The sequence below is a fragment of the Methylophilus sp. E2MeOHC9 genome (assembly GCF_058744375.1).
Window position 1 is genome coordinate 694,597 of record NZ_CP196024.1, and the last position, 24,043, is coordinate 718,639.

Consider the following 24,043-nt stretch of genomic DNA (forward strand, 5'->3'; position numbering starts at 1 on the left):
TATTGTTGCTTGCTGTTGCATGGCGTTTTTTAACTAGCTTTGCCAAACATAGGCATCCATCGCCAGAATGCCGTAAGTGGTTTCCGGCGTGAATCTTTTGGGCACTCCCTGCCCACTACCTGCCGCGACAAACAGCGGCATCAGGTGATCCTCACTTGGGTGCGCCTGTATGCCATGGTCACTTTCATGCCGGTAATTCAACAATGTCTCTGCCTGTTGTGCACCTAGCTGACCAGCCACCCAATCGGCAAAACTTGCCACATATGCCAGTGGTGTAGCATCCCGGTTGGCGCTGAAAAAATCTGACAGATTATGGGTAACCGCGCCAGAAGCCAGTATCAGGACATTCTGCGCATGCAGGGACTGTAACGCCTGGCCTAAAGCAAACTGTTCCGCCGGGGTACTGCGGCTTTGTATCGATAATTGCGTGACCGGAATATCGGCCTCGGGATACATCAGCGCAAGTGGCACCCAGGCACCATGGTCTAAGCCACGCTCGGTATGGGTATGCACTGCGATTCCGCTTGCTTGCAACAAGGCAACGACTTGATTGGCTAGCGCTGGTGCGCCCGGTGCCGGATATTGAATCTCGTAAAGTGCCGGCGGGAAGCCGGAGAAATCATGAATGGTGGCCGGATGTGCCGCCAGGCTAACCGTAGCCACGCGGGTATCCCAGTGCGCGGAAACCACCAGAATCGCATCCGGCCTCGGCAATGAAGCAGCCAGATGTGCCAGCATCTGGCCGGTTTCACCCGACTCCAGTATCAACGTAGGCGCCCCATGCGAGACAAACAAGGTGGTCATTCAATGACTTCCGGCAAATATCTACAACTAAGGGCAGTGTTTAACGGCGTCGATTATCCAGGCTATAAGCGCCTGCACCAAACGCCACCACAATCAGCAAACCACCGGCAATGGTGAGGTTTTTCAGGAACATGATCTGCTGAATCTGGTCAGCGAGGTTGAAGTGGAACAGGAATGCCGTAGCAAAGGTAAACAGTGCAATCCCTGCAGCAGCCCAGCGTGCCTTAAAACCCACCAGCAACGCGATACCCAGGCCCAGCTCTACAATCAGGGCAATCGCGTAAGCGACTTCTGGCAATGGCGCCCCTAAGCTCTGGATATAACCGATGGTTCCCTCAGGATTAGCGGCTTTACCCACACCGCTGATAATAAAAATCTGCGATAACAAAATGCGGCCAATCACGCTGACAACGGCTTGAAATTGAGTCATGTTGTACTCCTCCAGTTTAATTTTATTGGGATGACCGGCCACTTTGATTGTAGCTGGCAATGCGTATTGTATGCCTGAATTCGCATTTGGGAATCCCTAATCATATCGTGATAACTGCCTGACGTTAACTAGCTTCACACTGCCATTCATTGAACACCTGACTCACTGCCCGAACCTGATCCGGGCAGTGACCTTCACTCGAGCGCGCTTAAGCGCCTGCCGCCATCCACACTGTAGCCGCCAGGGCCAAACGCGATCACCACCAGCAAGCCACCAATAATCGTCGTGTTTTTCAGAAACATCACGACCTGCACCGGATCAGCCATATTGCTGTGAAACATCAATGCCGTGATGAAGGTAAAGATGGCAATCCCGGCAGCAGCCAGTTGCGCGTGAAATCCCACCAGCAAAGCAACACCCAAACCCAGCTCGACAAACAAGGCCACCACATATGCCACCTGTGGCAGCGGTAGATGTGCGCTTTCGATATAAGCGATGGTGCCTGCGGGATCAAGTAATTTAACGACCCCGCTGATGATAAAAATCAAAGATAACAATACCCGCCCCACTAAACTGACCCAACGTTGCCGCACATTCATATTCATCGCTCCTAATCATGATTGGACTCGGCGTCCGCGCATCTCTATGGACGCTACGGACATCGGTATGATGCATGCCGGACGGTTGGGGCACTGATCACCACTCAGCAACTCAGCCCTGCCTGACTACCGGTGTATCACATTTGTTACTCTGCACCATTCTGGCGCGAAATACCAGCACATATCCCTACTGGCGTTGACTTTATAAATTAACGGTGTTAAGTTAACGATGTTAATGTTTAAAAACCGCACTTTTCCATGCCGCCAAAAGTAAAAACCGAAGCTGAAAAACAGGTCCTGCGCACCGTGATCATCGATGCAGCGCGTGAACTGTTTATTCATCAGGGGGTAGAAGCGGTGACCATGCGCGCCATTGCCACCAAAATCGGTTATTCCGCCACCAGCCTTTACCTTTACTTTAGCGACAAGGAACAATTACTGCGCGAGGTGGTAGACACCGATGTACTGAAACTGGCACACGCGCTGCAATCCACACTAACAATTGCCGACCCCTTACAACGCTTTCTGCAATTCGCGCAGCACTACGTGCAGTTTGCGCTGACCAACCCCAACCACTACCGCATGATGTTTATGACCCAGCATCCGCCCTGTGACCCGACCCTCTCCAGCATAGAGCAAAATAATCCCGAGCAGGATGCCTATGCACAACTGATAGGCGTGGTCAGCAGCGCTTATGAAGCCGGTATTTTCAAACCGGCATTTACCGATGCGACCTTGATTGCCCAAACAGTGTGGGCCGCCATGCATGGGCTGTGCTCATTGCAGATCAACATGGCGGAAGATGCCTGGATCAATTGGCGTCCGCTGGAAACCCGCATCGATTCCATGGTGCAGATGTGTATGCATGGACTCCTGAAAGAGGCGCAGCATGAATAAACTCATTATCATTTTGACTAGCACGGTGCTGCTTGGTGCCTGCCACAAGGAAAGTCAGGAAACCGCAGCGCCACGCCCGGTCTGGGTGATGACAGTCGGCGCAGCCGACCAAGTGAGCAGCAGCTATACCGGTGAAGTGCGCTCCCGCTATGAATCAAGCATCGGCTTTCGCATTGCAGGCAAAATCACTGAGCGCGCTGCCAATGTCGGCGATCAGGTAAAAAAAGGCCAGCTGATTGCGCGGCTGGACCCGAATGACTCTAGGCTAAACGCACAAGCGGCCAGCGCCGATGTGCAAGCCGCACAAGCCAACCTGGCTCTGGCGCAATCTGAACTGGAGCGCCGCCAGCAACTTTACCGGCAACAATTCATTTCAAAATCTGCTCTGGACAGTTACGACACCCAGGTCAAAACAGCCCAGGCGCGCGTGACGCAGGCGCAATCGCAAGCCGCCGTCAGCCAGCACCAAACCGCCTATACGCAACTGCTCGCTGACCGTGCCGGCGTGATTGGCATGATCCAGGCCGAGCCTGGGCAAGTAGTGGCCGCCGGACAAACCGTGGCGCAAATCTACGATCTGCAAACATTGGAAATACAGATCTCAGTGCCCGAAACCGCGATCGCCCGTTTACAGGTCGGAGACCAGGCACAGGTGACACTAAGCGACGCGGCACAAACCCACTCCGGACGCATCCGCGAAATCTCGCCAGCCGCTAACAGCCAGACACATGCATTTGATTTGCGTATCCAGTTACTACAGCCTGACCCGCGCATCAAACTAGGTATGACGGCACAGGTGGCTTTCAGCCCGGCAAACGTGACACAAAAAATCATCGTCCCCGTCACCGCTGTCACACAACATGGCGGCCAGCCTGCGGTATGGGTGATCGCTAAAAACAATCAGGCACACAAACGGCCAGTCACCACTGGCGCCCTCAGCGAAGCGGGCATAGAAGTCACTTCTGGCCTGCAAGCACAGGAAACCATCGCCGCCATAGGCGTGCACACCCTGACTGAAGGCATGCAGGTGCGAGCAGTGACGCCGGCGCCGGAGGTACTCCACTGATGCCAGAGCCGCATATGCCCACACCGAGTATGCCGGATGAGCAGCTACACCATCGTTTCAACCTTTCCACCTGGGCACTCAAAAACCAGGCGCTGGTACTGTATTTTATTATTCTGACATTGCTGGGCGGCATGCTGGCCTATACCCACCTCGGCCAATCCGAAGACCCGCCTTTCACATTCAAAGTCATGCTGATCCGCAGCAGTTGGCCTGGGGCTTCCGCGCAAGAAGTCGAACAGCAGGTCACCGACAAGATTGAGAAAAAGCTACAGGAAATTCCGTCTATCGATTACATGAACAGCTATTCGCGCCCCGGCGAATCGGTCGTATTCGTAGTGATCCGCGATGACATTTTCTCGGAGAAGATTCCCGAGTTGTGGTACCAGATACGTAAAAAGATCGGTGATATCCGCCATACCTTCCCCGGCGACTTGCAAAGCCTGACTTTTAACGATGAGTTCAGCGATGTCTACGGCACCATGTACGCCATGACAGCCGATGGCCTGACGCCACAACAACTGAAACGTCAGGCGGAATGGGTGCGTGCCCGCCTGCTCAAATTGCCGGATATCGAAAAAGTCGACCTGTTTGGCGAACAGCCGCAAAAAATCATTATTGAGCTGTCTAACCAGAAACTCACTTCCCTGGGCATCAGCCCCGCGCAACTGGCGCAAATACTGCAACAGCAAAATGCCGTGACCGGCGCAGGCACTTTTGACGCCGGCCCTGAGCGCATTCGTATGAGTGTAAGTGGTCGCTTGCAAACCCAGGAAGACCTGCGCAACCTCCCTATCCGCACTGGCAACCAGAACCTGACCTTGGGTGAGATTGCGACGATTAAGCGCGGCTATGCAAACCCGCCTGCACAACGTATCCACTTTAACGGCAAAGCCGCGTTATTGATTGGCGTCAGCATGCAACAGGGCGGTGATGTCATCGCGCTGGGTAAAGCTTTGCAGCAAAATATCACCAGCGTACAAAAACAATTACCGGTGGGTGTGCAGTTGCAACTGGTCACCTCACAACCAGAGATCGTTCAGCATTCAGTGCAAGACTTTGTCCATTCACTGACTGAAGCGCTGCTGATTGTGCTGGCAGTCAGCCTGCTGTCGCTGGGCTGGCGCACCGGCATTGTCGTCGCCGTGGCCATTCCCATCGTGCTGGCAGGTACATTCCTGCTGATGGACTGGTTCAATATCGGCCTGCACAAAATATCCCTGGGCGCATTGATTCTGGCATTGGGCCTGTTGGTGGATGACGCGATTATTGCGGTCGAAATGATGGCAGCGAAAATGGAACAAGGCTGGGAGCGCATGCAGGCGGCCTCATTTGCATTCACCTCTACCGCCATGCCCATGCTGACCGGCACCCTGGTGACTGTGGCCGGCTTTTTGCCGATTGCCACTGCGGTTTCTTCGACTGGCGAATACACGCGTTCTATTTTCCAGGTGTCAGCGATTGCCCTGACCTTGTCCTGGGTGGCAGCCGTGATTGTGGTGCCGTTCCTGGGCTACCACCTGTTACCTGGTGCGGCGCAGCATAGTAACGATTCCCCGAGCAGACTCTCCAGAATCAAGCAATCTTTAGGTTGGAAAGCAAAGCCTATAAGCGCAGCAAGCACTCACCACACCGCGCTTTACGAAACGCGTTTTTACCAGCGCCTGCACAGTGTCGTCAGCTGGTGTGTGCTGCATAAGGGCAGTGTGATCATCGCCACCATTCTGCTGTTTGCGGTGTCCATGCTCAGCTTCAGCAAAGTACAACAACAGTTTTTCCCTGATTCCACGCGCCTGGAAATCGTGGTCGATTTACGACTGGCTGAAAATGCCAGCGACCAGGCCACGGATGATGCGGTCAAACAACTCGAGCGCTGGCTGCAACAATGGCAACAAAGCCATGCGCCATTACAGAATGTGGTGTCTTATGTAGGCTCCGGTGCGCCGCGCTACTACCTGCCGCTGGACGTGCAACTGCCGCATCGCGCATTTGCGCAACTGGTGATCCTGTGTAGCGACCTGCAACAACGCGAAGCGTTGCGCAATGATTTACTCACGCTGTTTGAACACGATTTCCCGCAGTTGCGTGCGTCCATCCTGCGCCTGGAAAATGGCCCGCCAGTGGGATTCCCGGTCCAGTTCAGAATCAACGGCCAGGATCTGCAGGCCATCCGGAAGGTATCAAACCACATTGCCGATGCCATGCGCGCCAATCCGCACCTGCGCAATGTGCAACTGAGCTGGGAAGAACCAAGCAAAGTCATGCGGGTGGACATAGACCAGCATAAAGCGCGTTTGCTAGGCGTCAGCTCTGCCGATATCGCACAACTGCTGAATACCCAGTATTACGAGCAAGTGATCAGCGAGTTCCGCGAAGGCAACGAACGCATAGACTTGGTCATGCGCAGCACCGATGACGAGCATGCAAAATTATCCCAGCTGGCGCAATTGACAGTATTAAGCCAGCGCGGTGAACGCGTGCCATTAGCGCAAATCGCCAATATCCATTATGGCTTTGAAGAAGGCGTGATCTGGCGCCGCAACCGGATACCCTCGATCACTGTCAGGGCACATTTGAACGGCAATATGCAGGCGCCTGTGATTTCGGGACAAATCCAGCAAGCCATCCAGCCGGTATTACAAACACTCCCGGCTGGCGTGACAGTGGATACTGGCGGTGCGATTGAAGAATCCGCCAAAGGCGCACAATCGGTGGTCAAAGGGGTGCCGCTGTTTTTAGCAGCCGTGTTTACCTTATTAATGCTGCAACTGCGGAGTATCAGCAATGTGCTGTTAGTCGTACTCACCGCGCCGCTGGGAATGATAGGCATTACTTTCGCCCTGTTGATATTCAACATGCCATTCGGCTTTGTTGCCATGCTGGGCAGTATTGCATTGTCGGGCATGATCATGCGTAACTCGGTCATCCTGGTGGACCAGATCAACCAGGATATTGCCGAAGGCGCTACGCTGCAACAGGCAGTGGTGCAATCCACCGTGCGACGCTTCCGGCCCATAGTACTCACTGCGGCGGCAGCGATTCTGGCCATGATCCCGCTGACACGCAGCGTGTTTTTCGGGCCTATGGCAGTGGCGATCATGGGTGGCCTGGCAGTAGCGACGGTGCTGACAATATTATTTGTCCCCGCACTGTATACATTCTGGGCCGGATTCACCGCCAGAGCCGCGAAATGAGGGCGCAATAAACTATAATAGTGAGAGAAACAGGCATTAAATGCAGGGCAGCATGCAATGGCGATTGCCTTGCATTCTGCAAGTAGATGGACATTGAACTTATAGACAGGACTAGACCATGACAGACCAGGCAACCGCACGTTTTAACATGATTGAGCAACAGATCCGCACCTGGGAGGTGCTGGATCCCAAGGTATTGGCGACGCTCAATAGCATCCCGCGTGAAAACTTTGTGCCGGATGCCTACCGCGGGCTGGCTTTTGCCGATATTGAAATCCCCCTGGCGCATGAGCAGCAAATGCTGAGCCCGAAAGTGGAAGGCCGCTTTTTGCAGGCACTGCAACTACAGGCGACCGACAAAGTATTACTGATTGGGGCCGGTAGCGGCTATCTGGCGGCGCTGATGGCGCAGCATAGTGCACAAGTGACAGCACTCGAAATCTTCCCTGATCTATGTGCACTGGCCACGCAGAACCTGAGCAAGCAAGGTATCCACAATGTGCAAGTCATAGAAGCAGACGGCCACAGTGGTTATGAATCGCATGCGCCGTTTGACGCCATTGTATTCACCGCTTCCAGCCCGGTAGAAGCCGAAGGTGTTCGCCGCCAGTTGAGCATTGGTGGCCGCATGCTGATCGTGCTCGGCAAAGCGCCGGTGATGCAGGCAACCCTGATCCAGCGGCTGGCTGAGCACAGCTACAAACAGGATGTGCTATTTGAGACCAGCCTGACCGAGATGCAGAATGCCCCGCAAGCGCAGGCATTTTCATTCTAGGCTATTAGCACCCATGCCAGTCGCCAGTTTCATCCGCAGCTTATTGCTGACAGGGCTCAGCCTGGCATTACCGGCCTGGGCCTCTTCACAAAGCCTGCTGGATATTTACCAGGAGGCCAAAGCCAATGACCCGGTACTGGCTTCTGCCGGCAGTGCCAATCAGGCAGCACAGGAAATCATAGAGCAAGCCAAGGCCGGTTACCGGCCTTCGGTCAACTTTCTGGCCGGGGCCAATGCCAACCGTACCGATTTAAAGATTGTCGGCAGTCAGGCGCCTTTTCCTGGCGGGCGTAATAACTTCGAAGGCTACCAGGCCCAATTGCAAGCCAAGCAGCCCATCTTCCGCAAAGAAAATCTTGAGCGCATAGATCAAAGCAAAGTGCAGGTGAGCATCGCAGACAAGCAATATCACCTGGTACAGCAAAACCTCATGCTAAGGACGACGCAGGCGTATTTTGATACGTTGCTGGCGCAAGACCGTATTACCCTGATCGACGCACAGAAAAAAGCCATTCAACGCCAGCTACAACAGGCCAAAGCCACTTTCGATGTAGGTTCGGCCACCATTACCGATGTCAATGAAGCGCAGGCCCGCTATGACCTGATTGCCGCGCAAGAACTTTCTGCGCTGAATGACATGGAGATCGCCAAACGCAGCCTGCAGGCGCTGACTGGCAAACTGCCGGAACAGCTCGCCAGTGTCCGTCAAGATATCCAGGTCACCCCCAGCCTGAAACCCATGCAGGAATGGCAGGATGTGACCAATGCCAGCAACCTGAATATCCAGATCCAGCAGGAAACCATACAGGTCAGTGAAAAAGACATCGAAATCGCCCGCGCCGGTCACTATCCATCAGTAGATGCGGTCGCTAGCTACCAAGACAGTTACAGCAATGGCGGCCAGTATGGTTTTGGCGGCGACCTGAAAAGCGCCAGCATAGGCGTTGAAGTATCCATGCCCTTATACCAGGGCGGCGCCGTGACTTCGCGCGTACGCCAGGCCGCTTTTAACCGGCAGAAAGCACTGGATGATTTGCAGAACGCCTTCCGCCAGACCACCCTGGAAACCCAGCGCGCTTATTTGAACCTGAATACCAGCATCGCTCAGGTCAAAGCACTGGAACAAGCCCTGAAAAGCAGCCAGAGCCAGGTGGATTCTACCCAGCTGGGATACGAAGTCGGCATACGCACCAGCGTAGATGTGCTAAACGCGCAGCAGCAGTACTTCAGCGCCAACCGCGATTTATTGCAGGCGCGTTATAACTACCTGGTGAATATCATCCGCCTCAAAACCGCCAGTGGCATTGTGTCAGAAGCGGATTTGCAAGATATCGATCAGCAACTCGCCAAAAAGTAAAAAGGTCATCAGTATGAATCCTGTCATCGCCAGCACTGACGCCGTCTGGATGTTAATCGATGTGCAAACGCGTTTGTGCCAGGTCATGCTGGAAGCGCACATGGCAACTGTCATCCGGAATATCCAGCGCCTGCTGCAAGCCGCGCAACTGCTCAATATTCCGCTATGGGTCACCGAGCAGTATCCGGAAAAGCTGGGCGAAACACTGCCGGTTTTGCAGACGCTTTTACCGGATTACACCCCCCGCTATGGCAAACTGGCCTTCTCAGCCTGGCAAGAACCTGCCCTGCAGAAGTCCTCCGTCAGCGTCGCCCCGCAAGTGGTGCTGTTCGGCTTAGAAGCACATATCTGTGTATTGCAAACCGCACTGGATGCGCTGGCGGCAGGCAAACAGGTGTTTATTGTGGAAGACGCCATCATCTCCCGCACTGAAGCGAATAGGCAGAATGCCCTCGCGCGATTGCGTGACGCCGGTTGCATCATCACCAACACCGAATCCATGTTGTTTGAGCCATTGCAAGGCGCAACCCATCCGCAATTCAAGGCGATTTCAGCGTTGATTCGTTAACCAGCACGCGACTTTGAGCGCCGCTTTTTTCTGCGATAATGTGCTGTCGCTATCTAGTGTTTATCGCAAAAATGCATCACATAGAATGGAATGATTTCACCAAAATAGAATTACGTGTCGGCCGCGTGATTGCTGCTGAAGCGTTTCCCGAGGCGCGGAAACCCGCTTACAAACTGCATATTGATTTCGGCCCCGAGATAGGCATGCGAAAATCCAGCGCACAAATCACTGCACATTACTCACCGCAAGATTTGATAGGCAAACTGGTTGTTGCCGTGGTGAATTTCCCCGCCAAACAGATAGGCCCGTTCGTTTCCGAATGCCTGGTCACCGGCTTTAACGATGCCAATGGCCATGTCACGCTTTGCGTCCCCGAACATGAAGTGCCACTAGGCACCAAACTCCTTTAAGCCATCAAGAAAAACCTTATTCATGCATATCCGTGAAGCCACCCTGTCCGATTTTGAACAAATATGGCCCATCTTCCAGGCCATTGTGGCCGCCGGGGAAACCTACGCCTACCCTCGCGACACCACCCGTGAGCAGGCCATCGTCCTCTGGCTACAGACGCCGAGAAAAACCTTTGTTGTAGAAGAAAACGGCGTCATCCTCGGCACCTATTACATCAAGACCAACCAGCTAGGCGGCGGTGACCACGTCTGTAACTGCGGCTACATGGTGTCGTCTGCCGCGCGTGGCCGTGGCCTGGCAACTACCATGTGTGAGCACTCTCAAGAAATTGCAAAATCTTTGGGTTACAAAGCCATGCAATTCAATTTTGTCGCCTCGACTAATGAAGGTGCAGTGAGATTGTGGACCAAGCTGGGTTTTGAAACAGTGGGCAGGTTACCAAAGGCATTTCACCATCCGAGCCAGGGTTATGTCGATGCATTAGTGATGTATAAATGGCTGTCAGAAGTAGCAAGCACTTGAGAAATATGTGGATGCGCTAAATCAATAGCAAATCCCGTGGGGAAATGATATGACAGCTAAAAAATCAATGACGTTAATACGTGGTCTTGCCACTGCCCATTCATTTTTAAATAGGCTTCAGCATATCCCTCTTTCTTAAAATTTAAGCGCAGCAATAACTTCTCACTTTTATGATTATGCGGCATGTAGTTTGCCATGACCCGGTGTAGATTCAGGTCGTCTCTCGCGTATTGAAGGGTTTTTTCTAATGCAGCATGCATATACCCTTTACCCTCAAAATCCTGGTCAATTGAAAAACCAAGATGACACGCCATGAATGGTCCTCTGATGATATTGGTGTAATTAATCACGCCAATCACTGATTGATTACTAAGAATAACGAAATGCATGGCATTGCCATGCGCCATGGCAGAGAGCATATTCAATACTCGGCCTTCTGCAGCAGCCAGAGAAAAGTAACTTTCTTCTCTTGATGGTTCCCACTCTTTAAGATGCATGCGATTTCTGAGCGCATACTCATAAAGCGAGGGCGCATCTTCATGAGATATTGCACGTACTGATATTTCTGGCGTCTCGCACATTCGAGTGTAGTCTTTCTCGTTTTGAAATAGTAAATGCTCTGGCACACCTAGGCGTTATGCCACGGAATCAATATTATGCGAGGAAATACCTCAACTGATTCGCACGCGTATTATAGTAAGCAAACGCCAGCCAACAAAAAAGCCCGCTTGCGCGGGCTTTTAATTGACTGCAACCTTACTCAGCAGAAGGTGTTTCTTCTCTTGCTGGTGGTTCGATCAGGGCTTTGATGCTTAAACGCACTTTGCCTTTGTCATCGATTTCGACCACTTTCACTTTTACCACGTCACCTTCTTTGAGGTAGTCGCCTACCGCTTTGACGCGCTCGTGAGCAATTTGTGAAATATGTACCAGGCCATCTTTACCTGGCAACAAGGTCACCACTGCACCGAAATCAAGAATCTTGACTACAGGGCCTTCGTACACCTGGCCGATTTCAACTTCAGCGGTGATGGCAGCGATACGGCGTTGGGCTTCAGCGCCTTCTTCTGCACTGGTGCAGGCGATTTTCACGGTACCGTCATCTTCAATATCAATGCTGGTGTTGGTTTCTTTGGTCAGTGCCTGAATGACAGCGCCGCCTTTACCAATTACGTCACGGATTTTGTCCGGATTGATTTTCATGCTGATGATACGTGGTGCAAATTGTGACATCTCGGTGTTTACACCAGACACAGCCTGTTTCATCAAACCGAGGATATGCGCGCGGCCTTCTTTGGCTTGTGCCAGCGCAACTTCCATGATCTGTGCAGTGATGCCGGTGATTTTGATGTCCATTTGCAGGGCGGTGATGCCTTGGTCAGTACCGGCTACTTTAAAGTCCATATCGCCCAGGTGGTCTTCGTCACCCAGAATGTCGGTCAATACCGCGACACGGTTACCTTCTTTGATCAGGCCCATCGCGACACCAGCAACGTGTGCAGTCAATGGTACGCCAGCGTCCAGCATGGACAGGCAACCACCACAGACAGATGCCATGGAGCTGGAACCGTTAGATTCAGTGATCTCGGAAACAACGCGGATGGTGTAATCAAACTCACCTTTAGGCGGCAATACCGCTTTCAATGCACGTTTTGCCAGGTTGCCATGGCCGATTTCACGGCGTTTTGGCGTACCGACACGGCCAGTTTCACCAGTAGCGAACGGAGGCATGTTGTAGTGCAGCATGAAGTTTTCGTAGTATTCGCCACCCAGCGCATCGATCAGTTGCTCATCTTTGCCAGTGCCCAGTGTTGTTGCCACCAGCGCTTGTGTTTCACCACGGGTAAACAGGGCTGAACCGTGTGTGCGTGGCAATACACCAGAACGGATCACGATAGGGCGCACAGTGCGTGTATCACGGCCATCGATACGTGGCTCACCGTTCAAGATCTGGCTACGCACTGTTTTGGCTTCCAGTTTAAAGAACTCGTCTTTGATCTTGTTGGCTTCCAGGGTAGAAGTTTCTTCAGTGATCAGGGTGCTCATCACTTTAGACTTCACTTCATCCAGCTTGGCAGAGCGCTCGCCTTTGGATTTGATCTGGAAAGCGGCATTGATATCAGCGGCAGCAATGGTCTCGATTTTTGCAATCAAGGCAGTGTCTGGCTCTGGCACAGCCCAGTCCCAGGCATCTTTACCAGCTTCATTCGCCAGTTCGTTGATGATTTTGATCACAGACTGCATTTGCTCGTGGCCGTAAACAACCGCGCCCAGCATCACGTCTTCTGGCAATTCTTTCGCTTCTGATTCCACCATCATCACAGCAGTTTCTGTCGCTGCAACCACCAGGTCCAGTGCAGATTCTTTCAGTTGTGAAGCGGTTGGGTTCAATACGTATTCGCCATTGATGTAACCCACGCGGGCAGCACCCATAGGGCCATAGAATGGAATACCTGACAATGCGATCGCTGCAGAAGCACCGATCATGGCCGGGATGTCTGCATCAATTTCAGGGTCGTAAGACAATACTGTGGCAACGATTTGCACTTCGTTGTAGAACGCATCAGGGAACAGAGGGCGCATTGGGCGGTCGATCAGACGCGCAGTCAATGTCTCTTTTTCTGAAGGGCGGCCTTCACGCTTGAAGTAGCCACCAGGAATACGACCAGCAGAATAGGTCTTCTCTTGATAATCAACGGTCAGTGGAAAAAAGTCCTGGCCTTCTTTGACGCTGGTTTTGGCAGTAGCTGCGACCAATACGACTGTATCGCCATAGCTCACCATCACGGCACCGTCAGCCTGGCGTGCGACTTCCCCTGTCTCAATCGTCAGGGTATGCGCACCGAACTGGACGCTTTTTTTAGTAATTTCAAACATTGTTTTTCCTTTATCTACCATGGCTATTCACTACCTAATAGCCAATCTCAACAATAGAAACATCGAATAAGGATTTATTCTACGTTTCGCGATATGCGGTGACTTCTATCAGTACGCTATTTGCTTGAGGCATCAAACAAACGCACTCACAGAAGCCACCCCGTTAGTGAAGTTTAAATCCTGGTCTTTCATGCAAAATCTCAGGATTTTTAAAACAAAAAAGCCGAGGCAATCACCATGCCGTCGGCTTTTATTTCGTTATAAGTGAGTTGTAACTTTCGTCACTTTAAACCAAATTATTTACGCAGGTTCAGACGCTCGATCAATGTCTGATAGCGGCTGACATCTTTACCCTTCAGGTAATCCAGCAAGCTACGACGTTGGCTAACCAGCGCCAGCAGACCACGACGTGAGTGGTTGTCTTTTTTGTTGGATTTGAAGTGCTCTGTCAGGTAAGTGATGCGGTTGGTCAATAATGCAACCTGCACTTCTGGGCTGGCAGTATCGTTAGGACTGCGTTGGAAATCTTTGATAATTTTTGCGGATTGTTCTGCGGTAACAGCCATCTTTATCTTCCTAATTAGCGTCAATATCGTTGCAGCCAGACAACCTATTTGCCTTACCGCGTCGATAATCAATTTACTCGAACCCAGCATTATAGTGACAAAGCCCTGCCTTGCAAAGTGATTTGTGCAAGTAAGTTTCTGTTTTTGCTAATTTTTTGCCGATTTCAGCGTAAAGCTGGCTATGCGAAATCCTTATAAAACGCTACACCTTCAGGCACAGCACCACGGATACCACAAATGGCCGCGGCAAATCTGGCAGCCTCTGCCAGCATGGTTTGCCTGGGCATATCGGCCAGTAGGCCGCGTATGACGATTGAAGTGTAAGCATCTCCTGCGCCCACGCTATCAACAAATGGCACACGCAAAGGCACAGGTGCCTCACGGAAACTGCTGCCATGCGCATCCAGCCAGAAACTGCCTTGCTCGCCGCAGGTGACAAACATCTCGCGTAAATCGAATGCTGCCAGTAGCTGCTTTGCCTGCGTGTTTAAATCCGCTACAGCAGGCAATCCCAGCAGCTTGCTGACCTCAGGTAATTCTTCATGGTTGATCTTCAGGATATCTGCCGCACTCAAAGCCAGCGTCAAGTTGCTTTTGTCATACCAGGGCGCGCGTAGATTGATATCGCAAAACACAGTCGCGCCATGGCAAAGTTTCAGCCACTGCTTAGCCACGCCTTGCATGGGCGCATGCCTGAGCGCCAGCGTACCGAAATAGACCAAGTCAGGGGAATGCTGTTCGGCCAACGCTTCTACAGGCAGCCAATCCAGCGCATCATAGGCCTGTTCATCCAGGATTTCAAAGCGATGCCCATGTTGCTCAAAATGCACTTTCACCTGCCCGGTGGGTAAGTCAGCGTGCTGCTGCACGCCTTTGGTGGACAAGCCAGCATCATGCATTTCATCCAGGATGCGTTGCCCCAAGGCATCTTTACCCACCGCAGTTAATAAGTGCACATCGAGGCCAAAAGCATGGCAATGACGGGCGACGTTATAAGGCGCACCACCAATAATGGTTTGCTCGGGGAAAACATCTCCCAGCACTTCGCCTAAAATCATGACTGAATTTGACATACGTTTTACCCTAATTTTTTATTTAGCCACTCACAAATGCCAGGGACGAAGCTGCCGCAACTGCATGAGTGCGCGCTAAAATCCGCGCTTGCATGCCCTGCCAACCGCTTACATTCACTGCCAGGCGCAAGTGTTCGATGTTTGACCATGTGTAGAAACCATTGTTGCACCTGATTGCGAGAACGAGCAATGTTAACTGGGCAGATGCGCGAGACACCATGGCTTTCACAGAGAAAGGCAACCCGCCCGCTTGTGAAATAATCCTCCAAAAGGAAGCTGCAAAATCTGCCAGGAATTTTTTTATCTTTTGTGTGCATTCGCGAATATCTTTGCTATAATGCGCCTCTTGCAATTCGGGGCTAACTCGAATTGTTGTTGGCCAGATAGCTCAGTCGGTAGAGCAGAGGATTGAAAATCCTCGTGTCGGCAGTTCGATTCTGCCTCTGGCCACCACTTCTTCCATGCCTTCCGGCATCTTATTCCTGGGTTTGTTGATGTCATTAAAACACTTAACACCGGATGAATTACACCCCTTATTGAATGACCCGTCCTTATTGCTGATAGACATCCGCAATGATCACGAGCTTGTTTCCGGCATATTACCCGGCGCATTGCATGTGCCTTTAGGTAACCTGGCCAGCGCCTTTCACCAATTACCGCAAGATAAAAAACTGGTGTTCTATTGCCGCAGCGGCGTACGCTCTGTGTCAGCTGGTGAATTTGCCCTTGCGCAAGGCGTCGCCGATGTCTCACATCTGGCGGGTGGCATATTGGCATGGGCGGGCGCAGGTTTGCCCATCAAAGCATTGTAGTCAGCACGACATTCCAGGATATTTCGTATGGTGAGTGATAAAGAAGTTGATGCCCGTAACTTGAATTGCCCGTTACCTATCTTGCGCTGCAAAAAAGCCCTGAATGATATAGGCCCGGCGCAAGTGCTGAAGATCATGGCCACCGATCCTGGCTCAAAAAAAGATTTTGATGCCTTTTGCCGCCAGACCGGCCACACGCTACTTGAATTACAGGAAACCGATGGCGTGTTTACCTTCTGGATCAAAAAACGTACAGACTAACACCCAGTTTTAAAATGAAAAGATCAAAACAAAAAAGCCCGCATGGTTGCGGGCTTTTTTGTTTTTTGTTGCTAACACTGAGAGTTACTTCGCGTTTTCCAGGCTACCCATGGCTTTAGGGAATGTGACTACGCCCCAAGGCATGTTTTTCACTTCAACCTGCTTGGTCACTTCGAGCTTCTCGGCATCAATGACAAACACTGCGTCAGACTTACCACACGCCAACAGAATGTCTTTGTTATCCGGCGTAAAGCTGAAATGCCAGCAACGATTGCCGGTCGGGACTTCCTTGATTTTCTCAAAGGTTTTAGCATCGAATACTTGAAGCAACTTGGCTTTATTAGTTGCTACAAAAATACGCTCACCTTTAGCATCATAGGCAATACCGTACGGTGTTTCGGCAGTATCGACTGTGCGCACTACGTTAAACTCTTTATCCAGCACCAGGAATTTATTGCCGAATTCCAGGGTTGCCAGGTAAGTATTGCCGTCCGGTGAAACCTTGATACCACGAGGGCGATCGCCATGCGCATGCGTCTGCACGGTTTTGATCAACTCGCCGGTTTCAATGTTATGTACCGTCACGGTATTATCGGCTTCGTTAGTGATGACCAGCTGTTTACCATCGGCTGAAAACTCAATGCCTTCGGTTTCCGGCCCGCCAGTGATTTCGCGTACTTTTTCACCTTTGGTTAAATCAACCACTGCGATCTTGGCAGGGACTTTTTCTTCATCATCGTCATCGTCGTCTTCCTCACCTGCTTTAGGTGGCGGGCCGCCTTTAGAACTGGGCTCTGAAGACACAAATGCAAAATTGCCACTCACGCGTACAAACTCAGGGTTTTTACCGACATTGATTTGCTGTAATACTTCACCCGTCGCCGTATCAATCACAGAGATACTTTCGTTATCCTTGGTTGCGACAATCAGTTTTTTACCATCGTCAGTCACTGCCAGGCCGCGCGGGCCCGTTGCCTTTACGTCAAAGTGTCTGGCAACTTGCCAGGTGGCAAGGTCGATGACGTCCACGCCAGCATCTTGCGTGGACACATAGGCCACAGCGCCAGCAGGGGTGCTATTCGCGGCAGGGGCTGTAGCCTCTGTCGCGGATTCATCTGCCTTGTTACAGGCAGCCACGCTGGCAACCAATGCCAGCAATAGCAAACTGATGCGCGTGCGACGCGCGAAAGGTGAGTTCAACATGCAATGTATCTCCTGATTATTATTTAAAGTCTAATGACACCAGCAAAAACCATTCTCGCTCATGAAACGGGCACCCAACGCCACTTATCGCTGATTGATCACAATACATAGGCTGTGGTGGCTGATATAAACCACCACAATGGCTAATATCAGCCAATTAAATATGCATCACCCCAGGAATAATTGATAGGCGGGGTTATCACTTTCATCCCAGTAAGGATAGCCTAATTGCTCAAGAAACTGCTCAAAAGCCACTTTCTCTTGTGGTGGTACTTGCATACCCACCAGCACGCGACCGAAATCCGCGCCATGGTTACGGTAATGAAACAAACTGATGTTCCAGTTGTGACCCATAGATTCGAGAAAGTTCATCAATGCGCCGGGTTTCTCCGGAAACTCGAAGCGGTAAACCACTTCATTCTGCGCTTGCGGCGCATGGCCGCCGACTAGGTGACGCAAGTGCAATTTGGCCATTTCGTTGCCGGTCAGGTCTAAGGCTTTCAAACCGGCTGCATCCAGCGCACGCGTGATTTCCGCGGGCTCGGCTGTGTTTTGCACCGATACGCCGACGAAAATATGTGCCTGCTTAGCATCGGCATAGCGGTAATTGAACTCGGTGATATTGCGGTTTCCCAGTAGGCGGCAAAATGTTTTAAATGCGCCTGGAGTTTCCGGGATAGTCACGGCGAAGACCGCTTCCCGGTGCTCGCCCAATTCGGCCCGTTCTGCAATAAAGCGCAGGCGGTCAAAATTCATATTGGCGCCAGAGGCGACAGCCACCAGGTTTTTGCCTTGCAGCTGATGTTGCGCGGCATACGCTTTTAAGCCGGCGACTGCGAGCGCCCCGGCCGGTTCGAGTATGCTGCGGGTATCTTCAAACACATCTTTGATCGCGGCACAGATTTCATCGTTATCGACCACAATCATGTCATCGACAAACTGCTGCACCAGCGAAAAGGTATGCTCACCCACCTGCTTGACGGCGGCACCATCGGCAAACAACCCTACTTGTGCCAGCATGACGCGCTCACCGCTTTTCAGCGATTCGGTCATGGCTTCAGCATCTTGCGCCTCTACACCAATGACCTTGATCTCAGGCCGTAAAGCCTTGATGTAAGCAGCCACACCGGCCAGCAAACCACCACCGCCGACACAGCAGAAGATCGCCTCTATCGGTTCAGGATGATCCTGCAAAACTTCCATCGCGATGGTGCCCTGCCCGGCGATCACATCCGGGTCATCATAAGGGTGTACGAAGGTGAGGCCTTCGCTTTTTTCCACTTCCAGCGCATGCGCGTAAGCATCGGAATAGCTGTCGCCAAACAATAGTACTTCGGCGCCACGCGCCCTGACGGCATTGATCTTGATCGCAGGCGTGGTGGTAGGCATCACAATCACGGCCCGGCAGCCCAGCTTTTGCGCACTTAACGCCACCCCTTGCGCATGGTTACCGGCACTGGCGCAAATCACGCCACGCGCAAGCGCCTCGGCAGGGAGGTTGGCCATTTTGTTATAAGCACCACGCAATTTAAATGAGAATACCGGCTGCATGTCCTCACGTTTGAGCAAGACCTGGTTTCTCAGCCGTACGCTCAGGTTTGGCATCAGATCCAGTGGCGTGTGGCGTGCTACGGCATAGACTTGGGAGTGTTCGATTTTTTCGCGGTAGTCGGTGGTCATCAAGTGCTTTAAGGTTTTAAAACCGCAAGGTTGCAGTGTATGATAGGAAATTGTTTGTATTATAAAGAATTAATCAAGGATTTAAGCAGATGGCATTGGATAAAGCACAACAAGACGCACTAAAACTGGAAGTGGCAAAAGCAGCGATTACCTACGTAAAAGACGGCATCATCGGTGTGGGCACCGGCTCAACCGCTAACTTCTTCATTGACGAATTAGCCAAGGTCAAACATAAAATCGAAGGTGCGGTTGCCAGCTCAGAAGCCACTGCTCAACGCTTGCGTGGCCATGGCATTGAAGTATTTGACTTAAACAGTGTCGACAGCCTGGATATCTATGTCGATGGCGCCGATGAAATCACCGAGCATCTGCATATGCTCAAGGGCGGCGGCGGCGCGTTGACACGTGAAAAAATCGTGGCGGCAGTGGCGAAATCATTCATCTGTATCTGCGACGAAAGCAAATTTGTACCAGTGCTGGGTAAATTCCCATTGCCAGTTGAAGTATTGCCTATGGCGCGCAGCCAGGTAGCGCGCGAGTTAGTCAAACTCGGCGGCCAGCCAAAATTGCGTGATTTCACGACTGATAATGGCAACCTGATTCTGGATGTGCATGGCCTGACCATCAGCGACCCTATCGAGCTGGAAACCAAAATCAACCAAATCGTCGGCGTAGTAACTAACGGTTTGTTTGCGTCACGCCCAGCCAATGTCTTGCTGCTGGCAACGCCAAACGGCGTTAAAACGCTGACCAAATAATTGAACACTATCACGCTAAAAACTATCATATAGTTGTCATATTGTACTGGTAACCTAGCGGGCACAATAATTAGGAAATTACGTCATGCAATTTGAACATACCTCAAAACAATATGATGTTGAACTGGAATCGGTACGCGCCAAGGTTCTGGAAATGGGGGGGCTGGTTGAACAGCAAATTGTAAACGCGCTGGAATCGCTTACGACTGCCGATGTCAACCTGGCCAAAGACGTGATGGCGCGTGATGCACGCGTCAATGCGCTGGAAGTACAGGTCGATGAAGACTGCAGCCATATCATTGCACGTCGCCAGCCGGCAGCTCGCGACCTGCGCATGATCATGATGATGGTAAAAACCATTACCGATCTGGAGCGTATCGGCGACGAAGCAACCAAGATCGCGCGTACTGCACAACGTATTTACGAGCAGGACCGCATGTACAAGCCTCGTTTTAATGAAATTAAATCGATGGTAGGTCTCGTACGTGAAATGCTGCGTACTTCGCTGGACTCATTCGCACGCCTGGACGTGAGCCAAACCGTAGAAGTAGCCAAGCAGGATGAGCAGGTGGATGAACAGTTCCGCGCTGCCATGCGTCAACTGATTACATTTATGCTGGAAGATCCACGCACCATCTCCATGTCACTCGAAGTGTTGTTTGTGGCAAAAGCGATTGAGCGGATCGGTGATCACGCGAAGAATATTTCTGAATATGTGGTCTACATGGTGAAGGGTAAAGATATCCGCCACACCAGCCTGGAAGACATCAAACGCGAAACAATGTCTTGATCACCCAAACAAAAAGCACTCCGAGGAGTGCTTTTTTTCAGCCTGATGATTTAAGCACTGGGCGGCACATAGCCAGTGGCAACATCCGCACCATCGCCAAAGAAATACTTTTCAGTCTGCTCGGAAAGATATTTCCTGGCACTGGCATCAGCCAGGCTCAGGCGGTTCTCATTGACCAGCATGGTTTGCTGCTTAAGCCAGCCTGCCCATGCTTCCTTGGACACATGCAGATAAATCTTTTTACCCAGTTCGCCCGGATACGGTGGGAAATCCAGCCCGTCCAATTCTTTTCCCAGTTTCACGCATTGCACCAATCTTGCCATGTTCATCCTTATTCCACCGCTAAAAGCGTTATCATAGCGCATGATGTAGATTTTTAGAGAGTATCCATGCAAAACAAACCTTCACCCACTCACGAAGAAAGCCCGTTCAAAGGTAAAACCGGCCTTCGCCGCCTGGTCAACGCTTTTGGCTATTCCATGGATGGTTTCAAAGCCGCCTACCAGCACGAAGATGCCTTCAGGCAAGAAGTGTGGCTATCGCTGGTATTGATTCCACTGGCCTTTTACCTGGAAGCAGAAGCCTTGCACCGCATCCTGATGGTCGGAAGCGTGCTGCTGGTCATGATTGTGGAGTTGCTGAATTCTGCCGTGGAAGCTGTGGTAGACCGCGTATCGATAGAGCGACACGCACTGGCTAAACGCGCCAAGGATATCGGTAGTGCCGCAGTGCTGCTGGCACTCATTAACCTGGGCGTGGTCTGGGGCTTGATTCTACTCAGTTAATCTGCTCGAGTAATATTACCGGCAAATAAAAAAGGTTGGCAATCGCCAACCTTTTTTATTGCATCGTGTTGATTTGATTAAATCACGCTAACCTCTAGAAATCAGCCCTGGCACCTATCAGTACCGAACGCGACCCGGCTGGAGAAATATCCTTTAAGAAAGACGCATGTTCACGAATCTCATCATTGAGCAGGTTATTCGCTTTGGCAAATAATTCTACGTGATATTTCACTGGCAGCTTGTAAGCCAGCAGCGCACTTAGGTTGGTATAGCCATCGGTTTTCAGTTCATTTTCAGCGACGTCATTTTGCTTGAAGGCACGCAACACATCCACGCGGGCATTCCAGTTACCTAACCGATAATCCAGGCCGCCGCCTACACGCCATGGTGAAATACGCGGCAAATACTCATTGTTGCGCGTATCTTTGGCATGCACGTAGTCACCGCGTAGTTTGAGCGTCCATTCATCGTTGAGGGCGAATTTCCCGTCCAGTTCCAGGCCTTTAAATAAGGCAGGTACGGCCTGAAAGTTAGCAATCGGTAAGCCAGAAACTGCGTCTGTGGTACCGGAATCAAACAAGCCGATAAAATTCTGGAAGCGGGTGGCATAGCCACCAAAAGTGACACTATGCCCGTTAGCTTTCCATTTTAACTGCGCATCGATGCCGTTCGATACCTCTTTATCCAGATTGACACTCCCGACTTCAAATTGCCCGGTCGCCACATGCTCACCATTGGCATATAACTCGAAGTAGCTAGGCGCGCGCTCGTTATGCGACAGGTTGGCAGTCGCACTCCAGGCATCATCAATGGTATATAAGCCACCTAACGCAAAGCTGTTAGGATTAAAACGGTTGTTGAATGCCTGTGTAAACTTGTCATCAGCAGTCGAATTGACTGAGGTCTCGCCCAGGCGTCCGCCGAAAGTGATTTTGTGTTTGTCTATCGGTAATTCTTCATACACATACAGTGCCTGGGTTTGCGTGACCACGTTGGGCACAAACGCTTCTTCGCCCAGTGCCTGGAAACGCGTATTCTGGAACTGATACCCAACCACGCCGTTGACGCCGGCCCATGGCACATGCGTCGCTTCCAAGCTGCCTTCCATACCGCGGTTCTTGAAGGTGGTACCTACTTCACCATCTTCCAACTCCACGTGCTGGTAATCGGTATGCGCCACCCGCAATTTCAACTTCTGCAGCGGGCCGCGCAGCTCCCTGACTTCACCCGCCAGTTCCCAGCGTTGCTGCTCCATATCAATGCGCACATTGTCTTCAGCCACTACACCATAATTATTATTTAAACTGGCGTAGGAAATACCCAGGTAACCAGTATCAAATGTCCAGGCAGCCCCTAAAGCGCCACCGTTCGACAATGCATTACTGTTATTCAGTTTGCCTTTGCCTTTGCTATCGCGCGGCTCGCCGTCTGCCAGGCTTTTACGCTTGGACACCGCATAACCTGGGATATCAAGATGGCTGGTTTCCCGCGAATAGACATCGGCATGGATTGCGAACGTCCCGTTACCTATATCTACGACTGCGGCACCGTTACGGGCATTATCCGGCCCGCCAAAACGTGCTTCACCACGCCCGGTCATGCCATTTAAAGACTCTTTGGGGATGCGGTGATCAATCGCATTGACCACACCACCGACCGCACTGCCGCCGTAGAGCAAAGCCGCGGGCCCGCGCACGACATCAATCTGTTCAATGATCAGAGGGTCAATCGCGACTGCATGGTCAAAACTGAGCGAGCCTGCGTCAAGAATGCCTACGCCGTTTTGCATGATACGTACACGTTCACCATCCAGGCCGCGAATAATCGGGCGCGATGCATTGGGGCCAAACTGGGTGGCGGTGACGCCGGGGATGCCATTCAGCGTTTCGCCCAGCGTACCCTGGCGACGCAAACTCAATTCGCGCCCACCAAGCACCGAGACTGGCACCACCATATCATCAGAGGCAACGCCTAATGGATTACCCGTGACTGGCACATTATCGATATCCAGGGTATGGCTGTGCTCCTCGGCGTGCAAAGCTGTCATCGGCAGCGCTAATGCTGCCGTCAACGCCAGCCAGACAGGGTTTAGGGTTAACTGGGCCACATGCGTTGTGCGCTTAACTGTGTTCATCATAGTTCTTTCTCAACAATTATCCGTTCACAGGCAAGTGCTCACACCACAGTGATGTGGCAGCAGTCTCTGCAAACAATGGTTCAAACGCGCAGACGCGCGGAGATAAGGGGGTTAAAGCTGAGTAAGAACAGGTGGGGCACGTGCAGCGTAGGCCCTGGCAAAGGACTGCACACAAGCGGGAGTATTACAGGTTTGGGCGGACTGTGTCTCGATGACAACCGGGCAGACAAAAGCCGCTGTTGGCAGGGCACCTGCCATTAAAGACAAGCCTAAACAAAGCGTACACGGCTCACTGCCGGTGTGTTTAGAATCAGGCTGTGATTGACTGGCAAGATCGTTTAAGTGGCTGATTTCATGCGCAGCCAGGCTGATTTGCGAAACCGCAAATAGCATGGAAAGGAGCACAAGAATATAAAACCGCTTTAACATGTTGAATATATTAACATATTTAATAGCACCGTAAATGCAATTTTGTTGCAAA

The 24,043-nt window shown here is 51.6% G+C and carries 25 protein-coding genes and 1 tRNA gene; 14 read left to right on the forward strand and 12 right to left on the reverse strand.

Features of this window, described 5'->3' with window-relative positions; genetic code table 11:
- Positions 1–33 precede the first annotated feature (33 nt).
- From ACSSVF_RS03380 to ACSSVF_RS03390, 3 genes are all read right to left on the reverse strand, one after another.
- Positions 34–804 (reverse strand): DODA-type extradiol aromatic ring-opening family dioxygenase, encoded by a 771-nt coding sequence (locus tag ACSSVF_RS03380; protein ID WP_492405495.1) that lies wholly within the window; start codon positions 802–804, stop codon positions 34–36.
- A gap of 40 nt (positions 805–844) precedes the next feature.
- Complete coding sequence (locus ACSSVF_RS03385) at positions 845–1,234, reverse strand: DoxX family protein (protein ID WP_492405496.1); 390 nt, start codon at positions 1,232–1,234, stop codon at positions 845–847.
- 194 nt (positions 1,235–1,428) lie between these two features.
- Positions 1,429–1,833 carry a DoxX family protein gene (locus ACSSVF_RS03390; protein ID WP_492405498.1) on the reverse strand — a complete coding sequence of 135 codons (405 nt, stop codon included), beginning with the start codon at positions 1,831–1,833 and terminating at the stop codon, positions 1,429–1,431.
- Between the two features lie 258 nt (positions 1,834–2,091).
- Between ACSSVF_RS03390 and ACSSVF_RS03395 the strand changes: the two genes are divergently transcribed.
- The 8 genes from ACSSVF_RS03395 to ACSSVF_RS03430 all read left to right on the forward strand — a co-directional run bounded on the left by ACSSVF_RS03395 (position 2,092) and on the right by ACSSVF_RS03430 (position 10,620).
- A complete protein-coding gene (locus ACSSVF_RS03395; RefSeq protein WP_492405500.1) occupies positions 2,092–2,730 on the forward strand; it encodes a TetR/AcrR family transcriptional regulator in 639 nt (212 codons plus the stop codon).
- Positions 2,723–3,796 (forward strand): efflux RND transporter periplasmic adaptor subunit, encoded by a 1,074-nt coding sequence (locus ACSSVF_RS03400; protein ID WP_492405502.1) that lies wholly within the window; start codon positions 2,723–2,725, stop codon positions 3,794–3,796. The genes ACSSVF_RS03395 and ACSSVF_RS03400 overlap by 8 nt, the downstream gene beginning before the upstream one ends.
- Positions 3,796–6,987, forward strand: a complete 3,192-nt coding sequence (locus ACSSVF_RS03405) for an efflux RND transporter permease subunit (RefSeq protein ID WP_492405504.1) — start codon at positions 3,796–3,798, stop codon at positions 6,985–6,987. The genes ACSSVF_RS03400 and ACSSVF_RS03405 overlap by 1 nt, the downstream gene beginning before the upstream one ends.
- A 118-nt stretch (positions 6,988–7,105) precedes the next feature.
- The gene (locus ACSSVF_RS03410) at positions 7,106–7,762 is read left to right on the forward strand and encodes a protein-L-isoaspartate O-methyltransferase family protein (RefSeq protein WP_492405505.1); all 657 of its coding nucleotides are present in this window, start codon (positions 7,106–7,108) and stop codon (positions 7,760–7,762) included.
- 13 nt (positions 7,763–7,775) lie between these two features.
- Positions 7,776–9,119, forward strand: a complete 1,344-nt coding sequence (locus tag ACSSVF_RS03415) for a TolC family outer membrane protein (RefSeq protein ID WP_492405507.1) — start codon at positions 7,776–7,778, stop codon at positions 9,117–9,119.
- 13 nt (positions 9,120–9,132) lie between these two features.
- Positions 9,133–9,687: an isochorismatase family protein gene (locus ACSSVF_RS03420; RefSeq protein ID WP_492405509.1), complete on the forward strand. Its 555-nt coding sequence runs from the start codon at positions 9,133–9,135 to the stop codon at positions 9,685–9,687.
- A gap of 71 nt (positions 9,688–9,758) precedes the next feature.
- Positions 9,759–10,097 carry a tRNA-binding protein gene (locus ACSSVF_RS03425; protein ID WP_492405510.1) on the forward strand — a complete coding sequence of 113 codons (339 nt, stop codon included), beginning with the start codon at positions 9,759–9,761 and terminating at the stop codon, positions 10,095–10,097.
- Between the two features lie 22 nt (positions 10,098–10,119).
- On the forward strand, positions 10,120–10,620 hold the full coding sequence (locus ACSSVF_RS03430) for a GNAT family N-acetyltransferase (RefSeq protein ID WP_492405511.1): 501 nt from the start codon (positions 10,120–10,122) through the stop codon (positions 10,618–10,620).
- Positions 10,621–10,676: 56 nt separating this feature from the next.
- Here the strand turns inward: ACSSVF_RS03430 and ACSSVF_RS03435 are convergent, their stop codons facing one another.
- From ACSSVF_RS03435 to ACSSVF_RS03450, 4 genes are all read right to left on the reverse strand, one after another.
- The gene (locus ACSSVF_RS03435; RefSeq protein ID WP_492405512.1) at positions 10,677–11,117 is read right to left on the reverse strand and encodes a GNAT family N-acetyltransferase; all 441 of its coding nucleotides are present in this window, start codon (positions 11,115–11,117) and stop codon (positions 10,677–10,679) included.
- A gap of 259 nt (positions 11,118–11,376) precedes the next feature.
- The gene (pnp, locus tag ACSSVF_RS03440; RefSeq protein ID WP_492405513.1) at positions 11,377–13,497 is read right to left on the reverse strand and encodes a polyribonucleotide nucleotidyltransferase; all 2,121 of its coding nucleotides are present in this window, start codon (positions 13,495–13,497) and stop codon (positions 11,377–11,379) included.
- Positions 13,498–13,793: 296 nt separating this feature from the next.
- Entirely contained in the window at positions 13,794–14,063 is a 270-nt protein-coding gene (gene rpsO, locus ACSSVF_RS03445; protein WP_379034001.1) for a 30S ribosomal protein S15, read from the reverse strand.
- A gap of 179 nt (positions 14,064–14,242) precedes the next feature.
- A complete protein-coding gene (locus tag ACSSVF_RS03450; protein ID WP_492405515.1) occupies positions 14,243–15,136 on the reverse strand; it encodes a PfkB family carbohydrate kinase in 894 nt (297 codons plus the stop codon).
- Positions 15,137–15,513: 377 nt separating this feature from the next.
- Here ACSSVF_RS03450 and ACSSVF_RS03455 point away from each other — a divergent pair.
- The 3 genes from ACSSVF_RS03455 to ACSSVF_RS03465 all read left to right on the forward strand — a co-directional run bounded on the left by ACSSVF_RS03455 (position 15,514) and on the right by ACSSVF_RS03465 (position 16,209).
- Positions 15,514–15,589 (forward strand) — tRNA-Phe (locus tag ACSSVF_RS03455).
- 41 nt (positions 15,590–15,630) lie between these two features.
- A complete protein-coding gene (locus tag ACSSVF_RS03460) occupies positions 15,631–15,948 on the forward strand; it encodes a rhodanese-like domain-containing protein (RefSeq protein WP_492405516.1) in 318 nt (105 codons plus the stop codon).
- 27 nt (positions 15,949–15,975) lie between these two features.
- Positions 15,976–16,209 carry a sulfurtransferase TusA family protein gene (locus ACSSVF_RS03465; protein WP_492405518.1) on the forward strand — a complete coding sequence of 78 codons (234 nt, stop codon included), beginning with the start codon at positions 15,976–15,978 and terminating at the stop codon, positions 16,207–16,209.
- Positions 16,210–16,293: 84 nt separating this feature from the next.
- On the opposite strand, the gene ACSSVF_RS03470 is transcribed toward ACSSVF_RS03465, so the two are convergent.
- Together ACSSVF_RS03470 and ilvA are read right to left on the reverse strand one after the other, a co-directional pair.
- The gene (locus tag ACSSVF_RS03470; protein WP_492405519.1) at positions 16,294–17,412 is read right to left on the reverse strand and encodes a YVTN family beta-propeller repeat protein; all 1,119 of its coding nucleotides are present in this window, start codon (positions 17,410–17,412) and stop codon (positions 16,294–16,296) included.
- Between the two features lie 168 nt (positions 17,413–17,580).
- Complete coding sequence (gene ilvA, locus ACSSVF_RS03475) at positions 17,581–19,092, reverse strand: threonine ammonia-lyase, biosynthetic (RefSeq protein ID WP_492405521.1); 1,512 nt, start codon at positions 19,090–19,092, stop codon at positions 17,581–17,583.
- 89 nt (positions 19,093–19,181) lie between these two features.
- On the opposite strand from ilvA, the gene rpiA reads away from it, so the two are divergent.
- Both rpiA and phoU read left to right on the forward strand, forming a co-directional pair.
- Entirely contained in the window at positions 19,182–19,850 is a 669-nt protein-coding gene (gene rpiA, locus ACSSVF_RS03480) for a ribose-5-phosphate isomerase RpiA (RefSeq protein ID WP_492405523.1), read from the forward strand.
- Between the two features lie 85 nt (positions 19,851–19,935).
- Entirely contained in the window at positions 19,936–20,640 is a 705-nt protein-coding gene (gene phoU, locus ACSSVF_RS03485) for a phosphate signaling complex protein PhoU (protein WP_055829012.1), read from the forward strand.
- 50 nt (positions 20,641–20,690) lie between these two features.
- Here phoU and ACSSVF_RS03490 read toward each other — a convergent pair whose 3' ends face one another.
- Positions 20,691–20,963, reverse strand: a complete 273-nt coding sequence (locus ACSSVF_RS03490) for an oxidative damage protection protein (RefSeq protein WP_379033986.1) — start codon at positions 20,961–20,963, stop codon at positions 20,691–20,693.
- Positions 20,964–21,029: 66 nt separating this feature from the next.
- Here ACSSVF_RS03490 and ACSSVF_RS03495 point away from each other — a divergent pair, with 66 nt between their 5' ends.
- Positions 21,030–21,425: a diacylglycerol kinase gene (locus ACSSVF_RS03495; RefSeq protein WP_442585228.1), complete on the forward strand. Its 396-nt coding sequence runs from the start codon at positions 21,030–21,032 to the stop codon at positions 21,423–21,425.
- Positions 21,426–21,519: 94 nt separating this feature from the next.
- On the opposite strand, the gene ACSSVF_RS03500 is transcribed toward ACSSVF_RS03495, so the two are convergent.
- On the reverse strand, positions 21,520–23,562 hold the full coding sequence (locus ACSSVF_RS03500) for a TonB-dependent receptor (protein ID WP_492405526.1): 2,043 nt from the start codon (positions 23,560–23,562) through the stop codon (positions 21,520–21,522).
- 111 nt (positions 23,563–23,673) lie between these two features.
- Positions 23,674–24,042, reverse strand: a complete 369-nt coding sequence (locus ACSSVF_RS03505; RefSeq protein ID WP_492405527.1) for a hypothetical protein — start codon at positions 24,040–24,042, stop codon at positions 23,674–23,676.
- Position 24,043: the final 1 nt, after the last annotated feature.